Annotated in this window: 17 protein-coding genes; 15 read left to right on the forward strand and 2 right to left on the reverse strand. The window is 46.3% G+C overall.

Annotation, left to right across the window (positions count from 1 at the left end; translation table 11 throughout):
- The first annotated feature begins 52 nt into the window (after positions 1 to 52).
- The 8 genes from scpA to ICV89_RS05180 are packed head-to-tail and all read left to right on the forward strand — an operon-like array spanning position 53 to position 9,141.
- On the forward strand, positions 53 to 2,194 hold the full coding sequence (gene scpA / locus ICV89_RS05145; RefSeq protein ID WP_215310329.1) for a methylmalonyl-CoA mutase: 2,142 nt from the start codon (positions 53 to 55) through the stop codon (positions 2,192 to 2,194).
- A 21-nt stretch (positions 2,195 to 2,215) separates the two neighbouring features.
- A complete protein-coding gene (gene meaB / locus ICV89_RS05150; RefSeq protein ID WP_215310198.1) occupies positions 2,216 to 3,241 on the forward strand; it encodes a methylmalonyl Co-A mutase-associated GTPase MeaB in 1,026 nt (341 codons plus the stop codon).
- 9 nt (positions 3,242 to 3,250) lie between these two features.
- Complete coding sequence (locus ICV89_RS05155) at positions 3,251 to 4,783, forward strand: acyl-CoA carboxylase subunit beta (RefSeq protein WP_215310199.1); 1,533 nt, start codon at positions 3,251 to 3,253, stop codon at positions 4,781 to 4,783.
- 26 nt (positions 4,784 to 4,809) lie between these two features.
- Positions 4,810 to 6,834 carry an acetyl-CoA carboxylase biotin carboxylase subunit gene (gene accC, locus ICV89_RS05160; protein WP_215310330.1) on the forward strand — a complete coding sequence of 675 codons (2,025 nt, stop codon included), beginning with the start codon at positions 4,810 to 4,812 and terminating at the stop codon, positions 6,832 to 6,834.
- 7 nt (positions 6,835 to 6,841) lie between these two features.
- On the forward strand, positions 6,842 to 7,306 hold the full coding sequence (locus ICV89_RS05165) for a VOC family protein (RefSeq protein ID WP_215310200.1): 465 nt from the start codon (positions 6,842 to 6,844) through the stop codon (positions 7,304 to 7,306).
- Between the two features lie 17 nt (positions 7,307 to 7,323).
- The gene (tsaB, locus tag ICV89_RS05170; RefSeq protein ID WP_251370921.1) at positions 7,324 to 8,046 is read left to right on the forward strand and encodes a tRNA (adenosine(37)-N6)-threonylcarbamoyltransferase complex dimerization subunit type 1 TsaB; all 723 of its coding nucleotides are present in this window, start codon (positions 7,324 to 7,326) and stop codon (positions 8,044 to 8,046) included.
- Positions 8,039 to 8,584: a GNAT family N-acetyltransferase gene (locus ICV89_RS05175; protein WP_215310201.1), complete on the forward strand. Its 546-nt coding sequence runs from the start codon at positions 8,039 to 8,041 to the stop codon at positions 8,582 to 8,584. Before tsaB ends, ICV89_RS05175 begins: the two co-directional genes overlap by 8 nt.
- Positions 8,581 to 9,141, forward strand: coding sequence for a hypothetical protein (locus tag ICV89_RS05180; RefSeq protein ID WP_251370922.1), 561 nt, complete (start codon positions 8,581 to 8,583; stop codon positions 9,139 to 9,141). Before ICV89_RS05175 ends, ICV89_RS05180 begins: the two co-directional genes overlap by 4 nt.
- 16 nt (positions 9,142 to 9,157) lie before the next feature.
- Here ICV89_RS05180 and lplT read toward each other — a convergent pair whose 3' ends face one another.
- Positions 9,158 to 10,477 carry a lysophospholipid transporter LplT gene (lplT, locus tag ICV89_RS05185; protein ID WP_215310202.1) on the reverse strand — a complete coding sequence of 440 codons (1,320 nt, stop codon included), beginning with the start codon at positions 10,475 to 10,477 and terminating at the stop codon, positions 9,158 to 9,160.
- 73 nt (positions 10,478 to 10,550) lie between these two features.
- On the opposite strand from lplT, the gene alr reads away from it, so the two are divergent.
- The gene (alr, locus tag ICV89_RS05190) at positions 10,551 to 11,651 is read left to right on the forward strand and encodes an alanine racemase (protein ID WP_215310333.1); all 1,101 of its coding nucleotides are present in this window, start codon (positions 10,551 to 10,553) and stop codon (positions 11,649 to 11,651) included.
- 11 nt (positions 11,652 to 11,662) lie between these two features.
- Here the strand turns inward: alr and ICV89_RS05195 are convergent, their stop codons facing one another.
- Positions 11,663 to 12,535: an outer membrane protein assembly factor BamD gene (locus ICV89_RS05195; RefSeq protein WP_215310203.1), complete on the reverse strand. Its 873-nt coding sequence runs from the start codon at positions 12,533 to 12,535 to the stop codon at positions 11,663 to 11,665.
- Positions 12,536 to 12,555: 20 nt separating this feature from the next.
- Between ICV89_RS05195 and ICV89_RS05200 the strand changes: the two genes are divergently transcribed.
- The 6 genes from ICV89_RS05200 (at position 12,556) to rimO (ending at position 18,897) form a co-directional block, all read left to right on the forward strand.
- The gene (locus tag ICV89_RS05200) at positions 12,556 to 13,599 is read left to right on the forward strand and encodes an RluA family pseudouridine synthase (protein ID WP_215310204.1); all 1,044 of its coding nucleotides are present in this window, start codon (positions 12,556 to 12,558) and stop codon (positions 13,597 to 13,599) included.
- A complete protein-coding gene (gene pgeF / locus ICV89_RS05205) occupies positions 13,580 to 14,359 on the forward strand; it encodes a peptidoglycan editing factor PgeF (RefSeq protein ID WP_215310205.1) in 780 nt (259 codons plus the stop codon). The genes ICV89_RS05200 and pgeF overlap by 20 nt, the downstream gene beginning before the upstream one ends.
- 102 nt (positions 14,360 to 14,461) lie before the next feature.
- A complete protein-coding gene (gene phaC / locus ICV89_RS05210) occupies positions 14,462 to 16,096 on the forward strand; it encodes a class I poly(R)-hydroxyalkanoic acid synthase (protein WP_215310206.1) in 1,635 nt (544 codons plus the stop codon).
- A gap of 21 nt (positions 16,097 to 16,117) precedes the next feature.
- A complete protein-coding gene (locus ICV89_RS05215) occupies positions 16,118 to 16,858 on the forward strand; it encodes a 3-ketoacyl-ACP reductase (protein WP_215310207.1) in 741 nt (246 codons plus the stop codon).
- Positions 16,859 to 16,975: 117 nt separating this feature from the next.
- On the forward strand, positions 16,976 to 17,536 hold the full coding sequence (gene phaR, locus ICV89_RS05220; protein WP_215310208.1) for a polyhydroxyalkanoate synthesis repressor PhaR: 561 nt from the start codon (positions 16,976 to 16,978) through the stop codon (positions 17,534 to 17,536).
- Between the two features lie 2 nt (positions 17,537 to 17,538).
- On the forward strand, positions 17,539 to 18,897 hold the full coding sequence (gene rimO, locus ICV89_RS05225) for a 30S ribosomal protein S12 methylthiotransferase RimO (protein ID WP_215310209.1): 1,359 nt from the start codon (positions 17,539 to 17,541) through the stop codon (positions 18,895 to 18,897).
- The last annotated feature ends 59 nt before the right edge of the window (positions 18,898 to 18,956 follow it).

Consider the following 18,956-nt stretch of genomic DNA (forward strand, 5'->3'; position numbering starts at 1 on the left):
GAGTACAAGTAAGAATAAGTCTGCATCGAATTCATCCAATACTTGGCCCAATGTGCCAGATTCTGATTTAGATGCTTGGAAAAAATCCGCCCAAAAGTCAGCGCCGAATGGTGATGTTGATAAATTGGGGTGGCAAACGCCGGACGGTATTCACCTAAAGGCTTTATACACAGCTCAAGATACTGAGGGTCTGCAGTACACACAATCTTTACCAGGCTTTGAGCCATTCGTACGTGGGCCGCAAGCAACCATGTATTCAGTGCGGCCTTGGACCATTCGCCAATACGCTGGTTTCTCAACTGCAGAAGAGTCCAATGCGTTTTATCGCAAGGCGCTGGATGCAGGTGGCCAAGGAGTTTCTGTTGCTTTCGACCTAGCTACTCATCGTGGCTACGACTCTGATCATCCACGCGTGACTGGTGACGTTGGTAAGGCAGGCGTTGCGATTGACTCAGTGGAAGACATGAAAATCTTGTTTGATGGGATTCCGTTAGACAAAGTATCTGTTTCGATGACGATGAACGGGGCAGTATTGCCAGTATTGGCTGGATACATTGTTGCCGGTGAAGAGCAGGGTGTTAAGCAAGAGTTGCTATCAGGCACGATTCAGAATGACATTCTGAAAGAGTTTATGGTGCGCAATACTTATATCTATCCGCCAGAGCCATCCATACGCATCATCGGTGACATTATTGAATACACCGCCAAATATATGCCGAAATTTAACTCGATCTCGATTTCGGGTTATCACATGCAAGAAGCAGGCGCAAATCAAGTTCTCGAATTAGCGTTCACATTGGCTGACGGTAAAGAGTATGTCAAAACCGCTTTGGCAAAAGGCTTGGATGTAGACGGCTTTGCTGGGCGCCTCTCATTCTTCTTTGCTATCGGCATGAACTTTTACTTAGAAGTTGCTAAGTTAAGGGCTGCACGTCTTCTCTGGTGGCGCATCATGAAGTCCTTCGAGCCAAAGAATCCAAAGTCGTTGATGCTGCGTACGCATTGCCAAACATCTGGCTGGTCTTTAACTGAGCAGGATCCGTATAACAACGTTGTTCGTACCACAGTTGAAGCAATGGCCGCTGTATTTGGTGGCACGCAATCCTTGCATACCAACTCCTTTGATGAAGCGATTGCATTGCCCTCCGAGTTCTCTAGCCGTATAGCCCGCAACACTCAATTAATTCTGCAGGAAGAAACTCACATTACTAGCGTGATCGATCCATGGGCTGGCTCTTACATGATGGAAAGTCTTACGCAAGAGATGGCTGATAAAGCCTGGGAGATTGTGCAAGAAGTCGATGCTATGGGCGGCATGACTAAGGCTGTCGAGAGTGGCTGGGCTAAGCTTAAGATTGAAGCGGCGGCGGCTGAAAAACAAGCAAAGATTGACTCAGGTTCTGATGTCATTGTAGGTGTCAATAAATACAAGCTTGGAAAAGAAGACTTGGTTGATGTTTTGATGATTGATAACGACAAGGTTCGAGAAAGCCAAGTTGCTCGCTTAAAAGACATCAAGGCGAAGCGCGATTCTAAGAAAGTAGAAGCCTCATTAGAAGCATTGACTAAAGCCGCAGAAGAAAATACTGGCAACCTATTGGAGTTGGCTGTGCAGGCGATCCGTTTGCGCGCTACGGTTGGTGAAGTTTCTGATGCATTGGAGAAAGTTTACGGGCGCCATCGCGCCGATACTCAAAAGGTGACCGGTGTGTATGCAGCTGCTTATGACTCAGCCGAAGGCTGGGATAAATTGAAAGTCGAGATCGCCGATTTCGCAAAAGACTTTGGTCGTCGTCCGCGTGTCATGATTGCTAAGCTTGGTCAGGATGGCCATGATCGCGGTGCTAAAGTGGTTGCGACGGCCTTTGCTGATTTAGGTTTTGACGTAGATATTGGACCCTTGTTCCAAACGCCTGAAGAGTGCGCTCGTCAAGCCATTGAGAATGATGTCCATGCTTTAGGGGTTTCCACTCTTGCAGCAGGTCATAAGACTTTGGTTCCTGCCATTATTGCTGAATTAAAAAAGCAGGGTGCTGATGACATCATCGTCTTCGTAGGCGGAGTCATTCCAAGGCAAGATTATGAGTTTTTATATGAGGCTGGGGTCAAAGGTATATATGGTCCGGGCACTCCGATTCCAGCATCTGCTAAGGATGTGCTTGAGCAGATTCGTAAATCTGTAAAACCTGATTAACTTTATACAAAAGAAATCAGCATGCTCAATGCAGTAGACCAAGCCTTAGTGAATGATCTCACTGGTGCGTCCTCATCGGCGCAGCGCCGAGCATTGGCTAAGATCATTACTTTGCTTGAATCCACCCGTATGGATCATCGTCATCGTGCTGATGAGGTTCTCAATACTTTATTACCAAAGACAGGCAAGTCGTTTCGCTTGGGTATATCCGGTGTACCTGGTGTTGGTAAATCCACTCTCATCGAAACGCTAGGCTTAGATTTAATCGCTAAAGGCCATCGCGTTGCGGTTCTGGCTATTGACCCATCCTCAAGCTTATCGGGCGGCTCTATTTTGGGTGATAAGACTCGTATGGAGAGATTATCTGTCCTGGATAACGCCTTTATTCGTCCGAGCCCTTCATCTTGCACATTGGGTGGCGTAGCCGAGAAAACTCGAGAGGCGATGTTGGTTGCCGAAGCCGCAGGCTTTGACATTGTCATTGTGGAAACCGTAGGCGTGGGTCAAAGTGAAATTGCCGTTGCTGGTATGACGGATATGTTTCTCTTGTTGCAACTACCTAATGCAGGCGACGATCTTCAGGCAATTAAAAAAGGTGTGATGGAAATTGCTGATCTGATAGTGATTAATAAAGTGGATATCGATCCCGATGCCGCCATGCGTGCACAATTATTTATCACTAGCTCTTTGCGACTATTGGGATTTCAAGGTAATCCTGACCATGCCTCGCATCATGCGGAGTATTGGCATCCGACCGTCATGACTTTGAGTGCTCTAGAGGGCAATGGCGTTCCTGAGCTATGGGAAAAAATTCAGCATTTTCAGAAACTACAAAATGCCAATGGTCAATTAGCATCTCGTCGCAAGCAACAAGCAGGGGCTTGGATGTGGGATCGGATCGATGCAGGCCTCAAGAATGCTTTTCAGAACCACCCAGCAGTACAAGCACTTTTGCCTAGTTTGAGCGCTGAGGTAAATCAAGGGACTATGGCCGCCTCGGTTGCCGCAAGACGTTTGCTCGAGGCTATGGGCCACGAATTTTTCTAAGGAGTAGTTATGAAGGAAATCATTCAACAGCTTGAAGCAAAGCGTGAGCTTGCCAGATTAGGTGGCGGGCAAAAGCGTATTGCCGCTCAACACTCTAAAGGTAAGTTAACTGCACGCGAGCGTATTGAGCTATTGCTAGATGCCGGTACTTTTGAAGAGTGGGATATGTTCGTCGAGCATCGTTGCCATGACTTTGGTATGGCTGATCAGACTGTTCCAGGAGATGGCGTTGTTACTGGCTACGGCATGATTAATGGCCGCTTGGTCTTTGTGTTCTCACAGGATTTTACTGTTTTGGGAGGCTCGCTTTCTGAGGCCCATGCGGAGAAGATTTGTAAGATCATGGATCAGGCACTGAAGGTGGGCGCACCTGTTATTGGCTTAAATGATTCTGGTGGCGCGCGGATTCAGGAGGGCGTTGCTTCCCTAGGTGGCTATGCTGAAATTTTCCAGCGTAATGTCACTGCTTCGGGCGTGATTCCGCAAATCTCTTTGATCATGGGCCCTTCAGCGGGCGGTGCTGTTTACTCACCTGCACTTACAGACTTCATCTTTATGGTCAAAGATAGTTCTTATATGTTTGTGACTGGTCCAGAAGTCGTGAAGACGGTGACGCATGAGGATGTCACTGCTGAGGAGCTCGGTGGCGCAATAACTCATTCAACTATTTCAGGAGTTTGCGATCTGGCTTTTGATAATGACGTTGATGCCATCATGATGCTTCGTCGTTTCTTTAACTATCTACCATTATCTAATCGTGAAAAGCCGCCCATGATCAATGGGGCGCAACGTACCGAGCAGCCTGATTTCTCGCTCGATACATTGGTGCCAAGTAATCCTAATCAGCCTTACGATATGAAAGAGTTGATCGGGAAAATTGTCGATGATGGTGAATTCTTTGAACTCCAGCCAGATTATGCTAAAAATATCTTGATTGGTTTTGCTCGTATGGAAGGTCGCTCGATTGGTATCGTCGCAAACCAGCCTTTAGTTTTAGCCGGATGTTTAGATATCAAGGCATCCATCAAAGCCGCACGTTTCGTTCGCTTTTGCGATGCTTTCAATATTCCAGTAGTCACTTTAGTTGATGTGCCTGGATTTATGCCGGGCACATCTCAGGAGTATGGCGGCATCATTAAGCATGGTGCAAAGTTACTCTATGCCTACGCGGATTGCACTGTTCCGAAGGTTACTTTAATTACTCGTAAGGCTTACGGTGGCGCCTATGATGTGATGGCCTCAAAACACTTACGTGGCGATGTGAACTTCGCTTGGCCGTCAGCTGAAATTGCAGTAATGGGCCCTAAAGGAGCCGTTGAAATCATTTTCCGCGAAGAAAAATCTGATCCGGCAAAAATTGCGGCTCGGGAAGCTGAGTACAAAGCCAAGTTTGCCAATCCATTTGTAGCTGGTCGTCGTGGCTATATAGATGATGTGATCTTGCCTCATGAAACACGTAAACGTATCTCACGATCTTTGGCAATGCTCAAAGATAAAGAGCTCACAAATCCAGCGCGCAAACACGGCAATATCCCCCTTTAAGGCGCCAAAAAATCATGACTACAAAAATGTTTAAGAAAATTTTGATTGCTAACCGTGGCGAGATTGCTTGCCGTGTGATGAAAACTGCCAAAAAGATGGGCATTAAGACAGTTGCCGTCTACTCTGAAGCTGACAAAGAAGCGCGTCATGTACAGATGGCTGATGAAGCAGTTTGTATCGGGCCTGCACCATCGCGTGAATCCTATCTAGTGATGGATCGCATCATTCAAGTTTGTAAGGATACTGGCGCAGAGGCAGTGCATCCAGGCTATGGTTTCTTATCCGAGAATGAGCAATTCGCACGTCGTTGTGAAGAAGAGGGGATTGTTTTTATCGGCCCTAAGCATCAGTCTATTGCAGCAATGGGCGACAAAATTGCCTCGAAAAAGCTCGCATTAGAAGCTCAGGTCAATACGATTCCAGGATTTAATGAGGCTATAGAAAAAGCTGAAGATGCTGTCAAGATTGCTCAAGGCATTGGCTATCCCGTCATGATTAAGGCTTCAGCAGGTGGTGGTGGTAAAGGGCTACGCGTGGCTTTTAACGATAAAGAGGCTTTTGAAGGCTTTACAGCCTGCCGTACTGAAGCTCTCAATAGCTTTGGTGATGACCGCGTCTTTATTGAAAAATTCGTTGAAGGCCCTCGTCATATTGAGATTCAGGTGCTTGGGGATTCATATGGCAATATCGTGTATCTCGGTGAGCGTGATTGCTCTATTCAGCGACGCCATCAAAAAGTAATTGAAGAAGCGCCGTCTCCATTTATTGATCCTGCAACACGTAAGGCTATGGGTGAGCAAGCCGTTGCTTTAGCGAAGGCTGTCAACTATCAATCTGCTGGCACTGTAGAGTTTGTAGTGGGCAAAGATAAGTCTTTCTACTTCCTCGAGATGAATACCCGCTTACAAGTTGAGCATCCAGTGACTGAAGGTATTACTGGTCTCGATTTAGTTGAGCAGATGATTCGTGTAGCCGCTGGCGAAAAGCTGGCATTTAAGCAGGAAGATATTAAGCTAGATGGTTGGTCTATGGAGTGTCGTATTAATGCGGATGATCCATTTCGTAACTTCCTGCCATCTACTGGGCGCCTAGTGAAATACCGTCCGCCAGCAGAGCAAGATGGCGTACGTGTAGATACCGGTGTTTATGAGGGCGGTGAAATTCCGATGTATTACGACTCCATGATTGCCAAATTAATTGTGCACGGCAAAGATCGTTCTGAGGCAATTGAGAAGATGCGCGCTGCACTAAACGATTTCGTCATTCGTGGAATTCACTCCAACATTCCTTTCCAAGCAGCATTATTGCAGCACCCACGATTTGTATCTGGAGACTTTACTACTGGCTTTATTGCTGAAGAGTATCCAGACGGTTTCAAAAAGGATTCTGTTCAACCAGCTGATCCTCAGCGTTTGGCTGCTTTAGCGGCATTCATGCGCTATCGCTACCTTGAACACATCAAAATGATTGATGGCCAGTTAGTTGGTCATGAAATGACGATTGCAAAGAGGTTTGTAGTCGTTACTGGATCACGCGTAGGCTCAAGCGAAGAGATCAAAGAAATTCCTATCCGGGTTGAGCTGAAAGATGGTATTTATTCTGTTTACATTGAAGAGGGAGGCGATGTTAGTCGCTACAACATCGTTAGCCAATGGCGTCCAGGCGAAATATGTTTGCGCGCTACCATTAATGGCACGCACAAAATTACTGCACAGGTAGAGCGTAAGGGTGTGAAATATGCTTTGGTTTTAGATGGCGCACATTACGAGTGTATGGTGCTAAGTCCTCTTGGTGCGGAGCTTCAGCGCCGTATGTTGGTTAAAGTTCCACCAGATACCTCAAAATTGTTAATGTCTCCAATGCCTGGTTTATTAACCAACATCTCCGTTAAGGTTGGCGAGTCTGTGACTGCTGGTCAAAAATTGGCCGCTATTGAAGCAATGAAAATGGAAAATACACTAGTTGCCGTGCAAGATGGTGTTGTTGCTGAAATCTGCGCAAAGGTTGGCGAAAGCTTAGCGGTTGATCAATTGATTATTCGCTTTGAATAGGACAGTCATGACTAAGCCATTCAAGATATTGGGGATTCAGCAAATTGCTATTGGCGGCGAGGATAAGGATCGTCTACGTAAGCTTTGGGTTGACTTATTAGGCTTTGAATACAAAAGTACTTTTGTATCTGAGCGTGAAAACGTGGATGAAGATATTTGCGCTATAGGTAAAGGAGCCCATGAGATTGAAGTTGATTTGATGCAACCATTTGATATTGAAAAGAAGCCTGCTGTTCATCAAACACCTCTTAATCATATTGGTTTATGGGTTGATGACCTTCCTAAAGCGGTTGAATGGTTATCCGCCCAAGGTCTTCGCTTTGCTCCTGGCGGAATTCGTAAAGGTGCCGCTGGTTATGACATTACTTTTGTGCATCCCAAAGGTAATGAAGAGTTTCCTTTGTGCGGCGAGGGAGTATTAATTGAGCTTGTTCAGGCGCCACCAGATATCATTGCAGGTCTGCGTTCATAAGATCAAGAGAGTTCCAATTGACCCACATATTGGCCATCGACACCTCATCAGCTTGGTGTTCGGTGGCTTTATCTTTAAACGATGCTGCGCCAATAGTTCGTCACCAAAAAGTGTCGGCCGGCGCTAGCCAGCTTTTATTACCTTGGATTCAAGAGTTGTTGTCTGAAGCGTCGATCGAACTTACCGACCTCGATGGCATAGCGATCGGAGTCGGTCCTGGAGCTTTTACAGGTGTCCGACTCGGCGTTGCAGCTGTTCAGGGCTTAGCAACAGCAGCTCGCTTGCCAGTGCATCCCGTTGCCAGTCTAGATGCCATTGCTAGTCAGTTGGTTCAAACCTCTGCATTTATTGCATCTGGTGCTCAGTCTTTTGTAATTGCTGTTGACGCTCGCATGGAAGAGGTTTATTGGGCCAGCTATCGAGTTGGAATAACACGATTGCCTGCGCGTCAGGGTGATATTCATCTGACTGCTCCAGAGGGAGTTGAGCTTACGCAAATTGATTTTGTAGCGGGTAGTGCCATTGCTGAGTTTGGCGATCGTCTGTTTGCAAGTACTCCTAGGATATTGGCCGGCACTCATCTCGATTCAACGATCGGGGTTAACGCCTTAGGTGTTTTAACTTGTGCCCAAGATATGTGGAGCAAGGGTATGCAAGAAGATGTTCATTTACTGGAGCCGCTATACATTCGCAATAAGGTAGCTCTGACTTCTATAGAGCGTAGTCTTCAACATGGCTGATAGCCTCAAATCTGCTCAATCAAATAGTGAGGGTGTTTCGGAGCTTTCATTTCTGCCCATGACTGAGGCGGATTTAGATTCGGTGCTAGCTATTGAATCTGTTTCTCACATTCACCCATGGACTAAGGGCAATTTCTCAGACTCATTGGCTGCAGGTCATTGGGCTTATTGTGTAAGGCCTCAGTTATCAGATGCGGTAAAAGGCAGTTATTTAGACCCAGAGATTCTTTGGGCTTATTGCATCTTGTTTCCTGCTGTTGATGAGTTGCATCTTCTAAATATTACCGTTTCACCCAAATTACGTCGCTTAGGTATTGGCGTAAAAATGATGAATGCAATTGAGGGTGTTGCTGTACAGCAAAATATGCCCCGAATAATTTTAGAGGTTCGCCCCAGCAATGAATCAGCCCTTCAACTCTATCGAAGCCTTGGGTATGAGCAGATTGGTTTGCGCAAAAGCTATTATCCAGTCGATGTTATCAATGGCTTACGTGAAGATGCACTAGTTTTGGCTAAATCGATTAAGCTTGAAGCATGAATATGAGTACAAACTCCATCTTTCTGAAAGAAATGGGTATCACCGAGTGGACGTCCCGTGATGCCGCTCCAGAGCATGTTCAAGCGATGCTTGGCACCCAGGTTAGTGATGATCAAGTTGGCGGGGCTGCTCCTGCATCGCCAGTTGTTACAGAAGCACAAGAGCGTCACGCATTAGGAATATGGTGGTTTTTTGGTAATAAACCTCAGGGTGATGCAGAAGTCCTTTTTCTCAATACCATTCGGACTCTCGGTCTAACTCCCCAAGAGTGGTCTTGGAAAAATCCTGCAGATAAATTCAATCCCGAGCTATTGCCGCAAGATGGAACACCCATAGTTGCTCTAGCGTTTGGTGGCGCTGCCACACAAAAATTATCTGGTGAACGTGATGCTCTACCAGAGCTTCGCGAAACTGTTTTAGCAGTTAACGCTGATGGGGCAGAAGATCTACCACTGATCGCTACTTTTGAATTAAGTCAATTGCTGTCTAGGCCAAAGGATAAAGCACTGTTTTGGCAAGATCTACTGCTTGCTAAGTCAGTATTGCAAAATATCTAGCCCCTAGGCCCAAGGCTTAGTGCTTGTGTTCACCAATTAAATGCATGGAGTCGTATTCAGCTTGATTGGCAGCATGACGTTTAATTACGAGCCACATAATTGCGCTAACCGCTACCCCAAAGCCAATAATGACCGCTTGAATTGGAACATCCAACCAAATCAAACCGGAGTAGATTAGCAACATCATCAAAACAGAAATATTTTCATTAAAGTTTTGAACTGCAATCGAGTGACCTGCAGACATCAATACATGCCCACGATGCTGAAGCAGTGCGTTCATGGGAACTACAAAATAGCCCGCTAACCAGCCCACCAAGATTAATAAGAAATATGCTGGCAGCAATTTGAGCGAAAGCTCGAACTTTCCGACAGTCAAGACGGTAATGTTAGGCAGCATATCCGAGTTATAGATCGCCATGACACAAACAACTAAACCCATGGCAATGCCGTAAGGAAGAACCTTTAGTGAGTTTCTGAGGGGTATGCGCCAAGCAGCATAAACGGCTCCTCCAGCAACCCCAAATGCAGAAATTGCTTGGAGGATGGCCCCTTGGGATAAGGTCATATGAAGAGCTACCTGAGCCCACTTAATCACAATAAATTGCAAAGTGGCGCCAGCGCCCCAAAACAGAGTGGTCACCGCCAATGAGATTTGACCAAGACGATCATCCCAAAGTGTCTTAAAGCAGACAGCAAAATCTTTTATTAACTCGATTGGATTGGTTTTTTGTGATTCGTAACGAGCCCCAGTATCAGGGATGCGTAAATTAATGAGTGCTGCTAGTACATAAATCATCATGATGATCATGATGGCGGATTCTGCCGCGGTATCGATGCCAGTTTCTAGCACGGGCATGTCAAATCCCAGGAGACTTTCAGATACGGACTTGCTTATCAAGACTCCACCAAGGACTGTACCCATAATGATGGAGCCTACCGTAAGACCCTCGATCCAGCCATTAGCTGCTACCAGCTTTTCAGGTGGGAGTAATTCTGTGAGGATGCCGTATTTGGCAGGAGAGTAGGCGGCAGCACCTAAACCCACAATCGCATAGGCTAATAAGGGGTGACTACCGAACAGCATGACTACACAACCGACAAATTTAATCGTATTAGTGATGAACATGACATTGCCCTTGGGGCGTGAGTCAGCAAAAGCCCCCACAAAGGCTGCCAGCAATACATAAGAGAGAACAAAGAATAATTTGAGTAAAGGAGTCATCCAGGCCGGAGCATTTAGCTGGACCAGGAGGGCGATTGCTGCGATCAGCAATGCGTTATCAGCAAGCGACGAAAAAAATTGCGCCGCCATAATGATGTAAAAACTACGGTTCATTCGTACAATCTAGTCATTGCAGTAATTAAAACATGAAAGGAGGGTGTAAATGAGTCTGTCGGCTAACCGCATTATTAATAGGCCTATTGTGGCAACTATACACACTGATGCCTTTCGACATAATTTAGGCCGTATTCGCGAGCTTGCCCCAGAATCTAAAATCTGGTCTGTTGTGAAGGCAAAAGCTTATGGCCACAGCCTGGAAGCTGCATTTAAGGGGCTGGAATCCACGGATGGCTTTGCCTTACTAGATATTGCAGATGCGCAATGGTTAAGAAGCCATGGCTGGGAAGGCCGCATTCTCTTGCTAGAGGGTCTTTTTAGCCAACAGGAGCTCGAGCTAGTAATTCAGCTGCAATGTGACTTGGTGGTTCATAGCGAGAAACAGGTCGTCTGGCTGGAAGGCTTTGAAAATCATTCGGGTCGCCTAATCAATGTTTTTCTGAAGCTCAATTCTGGAATGAATCGTCTTGGTTTCAGGCCAGAGCAATACCGTACTGCCTTTCATCGTTTGCATGCTGCCGGTTACCATTTGCATCATATGACCCACTTTGCTAATGCAGATCAGGTTGAGCGCTCACCCTCGGTCGGAGAGCAAATGGAGTGCTTCAATCAAACTACCGAAGGGCTCGAGGCACCTTCTTCCTTGGCTAATTCAGCCGCCATCCTTTGGCATCGCAACGCCTTGGGAGACTGGATACGTCCCGGCATTTTGCTATACGGCGTTTCACCAACAGGGGTGCATGCCGATATCGTTCGCTCTGAATTTCAGGCGGTAATGAGTTTGCGTAGTGAAATCATCGATATCCAAAACCTAAAGAAGGGTGATCATGTAGGTTACGGTGGTCGCTATGAAGCTCCAGAAGATATGCGCATTGGAGTGATTGCTGGTGGCTACGCTGACGGATATCCACGTCATGCGGAAGATGGCACGCCAGTTTGGGTTGAAAATGCCGATGCTCAGGGTGATGGTGTTATTTGTCCGATTGTTGGAAGAGTCTCCATGGACATGTTGACGATCGATTTACGCGAGGCTCCTAATGCCAAAATAGGCAGTGTGGTGGAGCTTTGGGGTAATGAAGTTCCGGTGGATGATGTGGCTCAGATGAGCGGCACCATTGGTTATGAATTGATTTGCGCATTGGCGCAGCGGGTGCCAGTGCTAACTGAGTGAAGCCGCCGGCCTTACTTATTCCAGATCTGCCACCAGCGACGTTCTTTTTGAACGCGTTGACCGGTCAACATCATTTGACTATCGGGAAAATTCAATTTAAATACGCGTGCTGCGTCATTGCTGAGATCGGTCATGCCCAACTTCTCATAAGACTTGGTAAGTAGATAGAGGGCTTCCTCAACAGCTGGTGCGCGATCATAATCCCGAATAACAAGCTGAGCTCGGTTAGCAGAGGCTAAGTAGGCGCCACGTTGATAGTAGAAGCGAGCCACAATAACATCTGCCTCTGCTAATGAATTCACGATATAGCGCATCCGATCTAAAGAGTCAGGCGCATATTTACTATCCGGAAAACGCTCAACAACAACCTTAAAAGACTCAAAAGCTTCTTTAGCTGCCTTTGGATCACGCTCACTTAAATCTTGACCTGTAAATTTACCGAGCCAACCTAAATCGTCATTAAAGCTAATTAAGCCCTTGAGGTAGTAGCCATAATCCAAGTTGGGACTGCCTTGATGTAGCTTAATAAACCGATCGATGGCGACTTGGGCTTGGGCTTGCTCTTGTGCTTTCCAATAGCAGAAGGCGGCATTGATTTGTGCTTGTTGAGAATAGGGTCCAAAAGGGAAGCGACCTTCTAGTTTTTCAAAATACTTGCCGCACTTTGCATAGTCTGCATCTTTTAGTTTCTCATTGGCCTCGGAATACAGTTTTGTTTCGGACCAAATATCAGTGTCATCCTTTTGGCCGTCACTGCCTGCACATCCGCTCAGGACAAGACAAGTGGCGCTAGCGCTAACCAGGATAGAGATAAAGGATTTTCTGGAAGATGACCCAAGGGTGGCGGCAAGCCTTAAACTGGCGTCTGTAATAACGTCCGACATAACTAAAAGGCTCTTTAAGCGTGGCATTGCCGCATACTCCCGATTCGAATCCCATTGATTATATCGATGATGAGGATTTCATAGCCCTAGAAGTTCCCCCTGAGGTCAGTGGCGAGCGTTTGGATAAGTTTCTTGGTGGCGCTTTGCCTGATTATTCCCGTAACCGACTCCAATCTTGGGTTGAAGCTGGGGCGGTAACAGTAGACGGAAAAGTCACTAAAGTCCGCCATTTACTTCGTGGGAGCGAGAGTATTAAGGTATTTCCACAAGAAATGCCTGAACAGTTCGCGTTTTCTCCTGAAAACATCCCGCTTGATATTGTTTATGAGGACGACTCTATTATTGTGCTCAATAAACCCGCGGGACTCGTGGTGCATCCTGCCGCAGGTAATTGGACTGGTACCTTATTAAATGCTTTGCTGTATCACTTTCCGGAGTTAAAGCAGCTTCCAAGAGCAGGCATTGTCCATCGTCTTGATAAAGATACCTCTGGACTCATGGTGGTTGCTAGAACAGATATTGCCCAAACCTCGCTGGTAAGACAGCTTCAAGAGCGGACAGTTGGGAGGCGTTACCTATCTTGGGTATGGGGTGATGCTCCCTCTCAAGGTAAGGTACTGGCGACCGTTGGCCGAGATCAGCGTGATCGACTCAAAATGGCTGCCGGTGCCGCTCAAGGTAAACCTGCAGCTACCTTATTTCGGCGCTTAGCCAAGGGCAACTTTGCCCAAAGTTCAGTTGCCTTGCTAGAGTGCCGCCTAGAAACTGGCCGCACTCATCAAATTCGGGTTCACCTAGAGTCTTTGGGTTTCCCTCTTTTAGGGGATCCGGTCTACCGCAAGAGGACTCCTGGAGCAGCTAAATCATTACCTTTTAGCCGCCAGGCCTTACATGCTTACGCCTTAAGTCTGCAGCACCCAGCAACTCAAGAAGTGATGACCTGGTTTAGATTGCCTCCCCAAGATTTGATCGGTTTATTGCCCCTCGTTGGCATGACGGAAGCCGACTTGCCAAAAGAAGAGGCTCTTATGGTCTCCATTAAGAATGATCAACGCGCTCCATAAGATCGAGCCAAGCTGGACTGTGTCACAGCAAATTCAGGCTTTTTGCACCACCCGTCAGGGTGGCCTGAGTAAAGCACCATTTAATAGCCTTAACTTAGGGCTTAATGCGGGCGACCATGCATCAGATGTTCTGCAAAACCGCAGCATCCTTAGCTCAGCGCTGCCTGCCGAGCCACTTTGGCTTAAACAGATTCATGGCGTCACAGTGAGTACTCCAGCCTCGAGGAGTGCTTTGGGTAATGGGCCGTTTGAGGCCGATGCCTCTGTCACCAATATTCCAAATGAGGTTCTTGCCATTCTCACTGCGGATTGCATGCCCGTATTATTTGCAAGCAGGAGTGGTAATGTCATTGGGGCGGCACATGCTGGTTGGCGCGGCTTGAGCGGCGGCATCCTGGAAAAAACCGTCGACCAAATGATTGCATTATCTCCAGGCCTCAGGACAAGTGATATCAGTGCGTGGATGGGTCCAGCAATTGGGCCTAGCGCATTTGAAGTGGGTGAAGATGTTTTACAAGCTTTTGCCCAGCAGGATCAAGGCGTCTTATCTAAGGCCTTCATTCCCATTGTCGAGACTTCGGGAAAGTACTTGGCTAATCTCTATTTACTCGCAAGAGATCGCTTACGTTTAATAGGTATAGAGCAAATCGAGGGTGGTGAGTTTTGTACCGTGAGTGATTCGGAGAACTTCTTTTCCTATCGCCGGGATAAGGTCACGGGACGCTTTGCCTCCCTCATTTGGATCTCTAATCGCCCTTAATCTTGGGGTTATTACTAGCTTAGCTCTAGGGCTAGGGTTAGTGCGTATAACCCTTCCAGCCTGATAGATGGAGAATGGTCTTAATAACTTTACGAGATCATTATGTTTGCAGGCATGAATACAGGTGTAGCGCCATCATTGGCCCCGCACCATATGGCGTTAATTCCTCCAGAACGCTTAGCGGAAATCCAAAAAGAATACTTCACCGAGTTCTCCCATCTTGCAACTAATCCTGAAGCTGTCGAAGTAAAAGATCGGCGCTTCTCCGGCAAAGCCTGGCATTCCTCATGGAGCAAGATGATTGCAGCAACCTATTTGCTGAATTCCAAGCATTTGCTTGCGCTTGCTAAAGCAGTTGATGCGGATGAAAAAACCAAGACCAAGATTTTATTCACTACGGAGCAAATGATTGATGCCTTGTCACCATCAAACTTTATTGCAACTAATCCTGAAGTTCTTGAAAACATTATTAGTTCACAAGGCCAGTCTATTCAAAACGGAATTGTGAATTTGCTTGGCGACCTGAAAAAAGGGAAAGTTTCTCAGACGGATGAAAGTGCTTTTGAAGTCGGCAAGAATATTGCAACAACTGAAGGTCAAGTGGTATTTCGCAATGATCTCTTTGAATTAATTCAGTACACACCGTTAACCGAAACGGTGTATGAGCGACCATACTTAATGGTGCCTCCTTGCATTAACAAATACTACATCTTAGATTTGCAACCAGATAACTCGGTCGTACGTTACATGGTTGAGCAAGGTCACACCGTCTTCTTGGTCTCTTGGAAAAATCCAGATGCTTCGATGTCCAAAATTACTTGGGATGACTATGTAGGTGATGGCGTCATTAAGGCTATTGAGGTTGCCAAAGATATTGGTGGCACAGATTTAATTAACGTACTCGGTTTTTGTGTTGGTGGAACCTTAACTTCTACCGCCTTGGCGGTATTAGCAGCGCGGAAAAAGAATTACGTTGCCAGCTTAACTTTGCTCACGACCTTATTGGACTTTAGCGATACCGGCATCTTGGATGTGTTCATTGACGAAGGTATGGTGAAGTTACGTGAGAGCACCATTGGTGGTGAAGGCGGTCAATTTGGCATGATGTCTGGCTTAGATTTAGGAAACACCTTTTCCTTCTTACGCCCAAATGACTTAGTCTGGAACTATGTTGTGGAGAATTATCTGAAAGGCAATTCGCCGCCGCCATTTGATTTGCTCTATTGGAATGGTGACTCAACTAATCTACCAGGCCCAATGTACTGCTGGTATCTACGCCACACCTATTTGCAGAATGAATTAATTAAACCCGGCAAGCTCACCGTTTGTGGAGAAAAAGTGGACCTAGGCAAGATTACTGTTCCAGCCTACATCTATGCATCTCATGATGATCACATCGTGCCCTGGAAATCTGCCTATGAATCTACTCATATATTGAAGGGCAAAAACCGATTTGTCCTGGGCGCCTCTGGACATATTGCCGGAGTCATCAATCCACCAGCCAAAAATAAGCGCCATTATTTCGAAAATAATAAATTGGCCAAGTCCGCAGATGAGTGGTTAGCTGCAGCAAAAGATATTAAGGGTAGTTGGTGGCCTAACTACGCTAAATGGTTGGAAGAGTTTGGTGGCAAAAAAGTAAAGGCTAGCAAAACGTTTGGTAATGCACGCTACAAAAAACTAGAAGCAGCGCCTGGTAAGTACGTGAAAGAAAAAGTAAGCGCAGCTGCTCAATAATATTTTCATAAGGGGAAATACATGTCTCAAAAGATTGCATACGTAACGGGTGGTATGGGTGGCATTGGTACGGCTATATGTCAGCGTCTTGCCAAGGATGGCTTTAAGGTCATCGCTGGTTGTGGCCCAAATTCTCCGCGCAAAGATCGCTGGATTGGCGAGCAAAAAGCTTTGGGTTATGACTTTATTGCTTCTGAAGGTAATGTTTCCGACTGGGATAGTACCGTTGCTGCATTCGATAAAGTCAAGGCCGAGGTAGGGCGTGTCGATGTTTTAGTGAATAACGCTGGTATTACTAAAGACAGCGTTTTCCGCAAAATGACCCCGGAGCAGTGGAAAGCAGTGATCGATACCAATCTCAATTCTTTATTCAACGTCACCAAGCAAGTGGTCGATGGTATGGCTGATAATGGCTGGGGTCGCATCATCAACATCTCCTCTGTTAATGGTCAAAAGGGTCAGTTCGGTCAGTCTAACTATTCAACAGCCAAAGCAGGTTTACACGGATTTACGATGGCCTTGTCACAAGAGCTAGCTTCTAAAGGCGTAACAGTGAATACCGTTTCTCCTGGCTATATCGGTACCGATATGGTCAAAGCTATTCGGGAAGATGTGCTTGAAAAGATTGTTGCTGGTGTTCCAGTGAAGCGCTTGGGCACTCCTGAGGAGATCGCTTCGATCTGCTGTTGGATTGCTTCTGCTGACGGTGGCTACGCTACCGGCGCTGACTTCTCCTTGAATGGCGGTCTGCATACGGGCTAAATCCCATAAAAAATAGAGTTTTAGTGGTCTCCTCATCGGCATATTTACCTTTAGCTCAAACTAGGGATAAACTATGCCGATGTTGCATTGCAGTACCAAGAGTTAGGAAAAAACTACATGGCCACACGTTCTAAAAAAGCCGGCGATAGCCGCTTAATCAAGAAGTATCCCAATCGTCGTTTATATGACACCCAAACCAGCGCCTATGTCACGCTGGCTGATATTAAAAATTTAGTAATGGCCGGGGATGCTTTTAGTGTTGTCGATGCAAAAACTGAAGATGATTTAACTCGCAACATCTTGCTGCAAATCATTCTGGAAGAAGAGGCTGGTGGAGCCCCAGTTTTTTCCACTCAAATGCTTTCTCAAATTATTCGCTTCTATGGAAACTCCATGCAAGGTTTGATGGGCAGCTATCTTGAAAAGACTATGCAATCTTTTGTGGACATTCATAACAAGTTGGGCGATCAAACTGAGGGCTTAGGGGCAGGCAGTACGCCCGAGGCTTGGGCCAAGATGATGAATCTGCAAAACCCAATGATGCAAGGTCTCATGGGTAACTATATGGAACAAAGTAAAGATCTATTCGTGAAGATGCAAGAGCAAATGCAAAATTCTCCGAATATGTTTAGTAGCTTCCCGTTTACTGGGCAAACCAATAAGACTGAAAAAGAATAATTGTGGCAGGTAAAGTTGGTTTTGTTTCCTTAGGGTGCCCTAAGGCGCTAGTTGATTCTGAACTCATTCTCACGCAACTTAGCGCTGAAGGTTATGAGACCGCCAAAGATTATTCTGGTGCCGATCTGGTAGTTGTGAACACCTGTGGTTTTATTGATTCTGCGGTAGAGGAGAGTCTCGCAGCGATTGGTGAAGCCTTATCTGAAAATGGCAAGGTGATTGTGACGGGTTGCTTAGGTGCCCGAAAAAATGCAGATGGTAGCGATCTCATTCAAAGCATTCACCCTAAAGTCCTTGCTGTTACTGGGCCACATGCCACTCAAGAGGTAATGCAAGCGATTCATTTGCATCTCCCCAAGCCCCATGATCCCTTTACTGATTTGCTCCCGCCGATTGGCGTCAAGCTCACACCAAAACATTATGCGTACTTAAAGATATCCGAGGGATGCAATCACCGCTGTACTTTTTGCATTATCCCGAGCATGCGAGGCGATCTAGTTTCACGTCCAATTGGTGAGGTATTGCTAGAGGCAAAAAAATTATTTGAGTCAGGCGTAAAAGAGTTACTGGTTGTTTCGCAGGATACGAGTGCCTATGGCGTTGATATCCAATATCGCACTGGCTTTTGGGATGGCAAGCCTGTTAAGACGCGAATGTTTGATTTGGTGAATGCCTTAAACCAAATTGCGAGGGAGCATCAAGCTTGGGTACGTTTGCATTATGTTTACCCATACCCACATGTCGATGATGTTTTGCCTTTAATGGCCGAGTTTGCTGATCACGGTTTTGGGGTACTTCCTTATTTGGATATTCCTTTGCAACATTCGCATCCAGATGTTCTGAAGCGGATGAAACGTCCAGCCAGTGGCGAAAAGAATTTAGAACGGATTCAGGCATGGCGAACAGCTTGCCCTGACTTAGTCATTCGCAGTACTTTTATTGCCGGCTTCCCTGGCGAAACTGAGGATGAGTTTTTGCACCTAATGAATTTCCTGGATGAAGCTCAAATTGATCGTGCAGGCTGTTTTGCCTATTCGCCCGTAGATGGAGCAACTGCCAATACTTTAGATAATCCAGTTCCGAATGAATTGCGCGAAGAGCGACGTGCCCGATTTATGGCCAAAGCTGAGGAAATCTCCATCAAGCGACTTGCTAAAAAAATAGGCAAGCGCATTCAGGTCATCATTGATCGGGTGGACGAGTCAGGAGGAGTGGGCCGAACTATTGGTGATGCCCCTGAAATCGATGGCCTGGTGAGGGTTTTGCCTCCCAGTAAGCCATCTAAGCGCTACCGCGCTGGCGAAATCATCAAAGTAACGGTGATTAGCTCCCAAGGGCATGACCTAATAGCCGAAACTTGACTATTAGAATAAAACTAGTGTTTTGGCCTGCTATTGTGGTCACTATTTACCTAATTAGG

Source organism: Polynucleobacter sp. Adler-ghost (assembly GCF_018688495.1).
Lineage (GTDB): Bacteria > Pseudomonadota > Gammaproteobacteria > Burkholderiales > Burkholderiaceae > Polynucleobacter.

What these genes read in the sequence shown, in the direction of transcription:
- meaB (WP_215310198.1), top strand. Translation starts at nt 2,216, where the DNA reads ATGCTCAATGCAGTAGACCAAGCCTTAGTGAATGATCTCACTGGTGCG.
- ICV89_RS05155 (WP_215310199.1), top strand. Translation starts at nt 3,251, where the DNA reads ATGAAGGAAATCATTCAACAGCTTGAAGCAAAGCGTGAGCTTGCCAGA.
- accC (WP_215310330.1), top strand. Translation starts at nt 4,810, where the DNA reads ATGTTTAAGAAAATTTTGATTGCTAACCGTGGCGAGATTGCTTGCCGT.
- ICV89_RS05165 (WP_215310200.1), top strand. Translation starts at nt 6,842, where the DNA reads ATGACTAAGCCATTCAAGATATTGGGGATTCAGCAAATTGCTATTGGC.
- ICV89_RS05175 (WP_215310201.1), top strand. Translation starts at nt 8,039, where the DNA reads ATGGCTGATAGCCTCAAATCTGCTCAATCAAATAGTGAGGGTGTTTCG.
- ICV89_RS05180 (WP_251370922.1), top strand. Translation starts at nt 8,581, where the DNA reads ATGAATATGAGTACAAACTCCATCTTTCTGAAAGAAATGGGTATCACC.
- lplT (WP_215310202.1), bottom strand. Translation starts at nt 10,477, where the DNA reads ATGAACCGTAGTTTTTACATCATTATGGCGGCGCAATTTTTTTCGTCG.
- ICV89_RS05195 (WP_215310203.1), bottom strand. Translation starts at nt 12,535, where the DNA reads ATGTCGGACGTTATTACAGACGCCAGTTTAAGGCTTGCCGCCACCCTT.
- pgeF (WP_215310205.1), top strand. Translation starts at nt 13,580, where the DNA reads ATGATCAACGCGCTCCATAAGATCGAGCCAAGCTGGACTGTGTCACAG.
- phaC (WP_215310206.1), top strand. Translation starts at nt 14,462, where the DNA reads ATGTTTGCAGGCATGAATACAGGTGTAGCGCCATCATTGGCCCCGCAC.
- ICV89_RS05215 (WP_215310207.1), top strand. Translation starts at nt 16,118, where the DNA reads ATGTCTCAAAAGATTGCATACGTAACGGGTGGTATGGGTGGCATTGGT.
- phaR (WP_215310208.1), top strand. Translation starts at nt 16,976, where the DNA reads ATGGCCACACGTTCTAAAAAAGCCGGCGATAGCCGCTTAATCAAGAAG.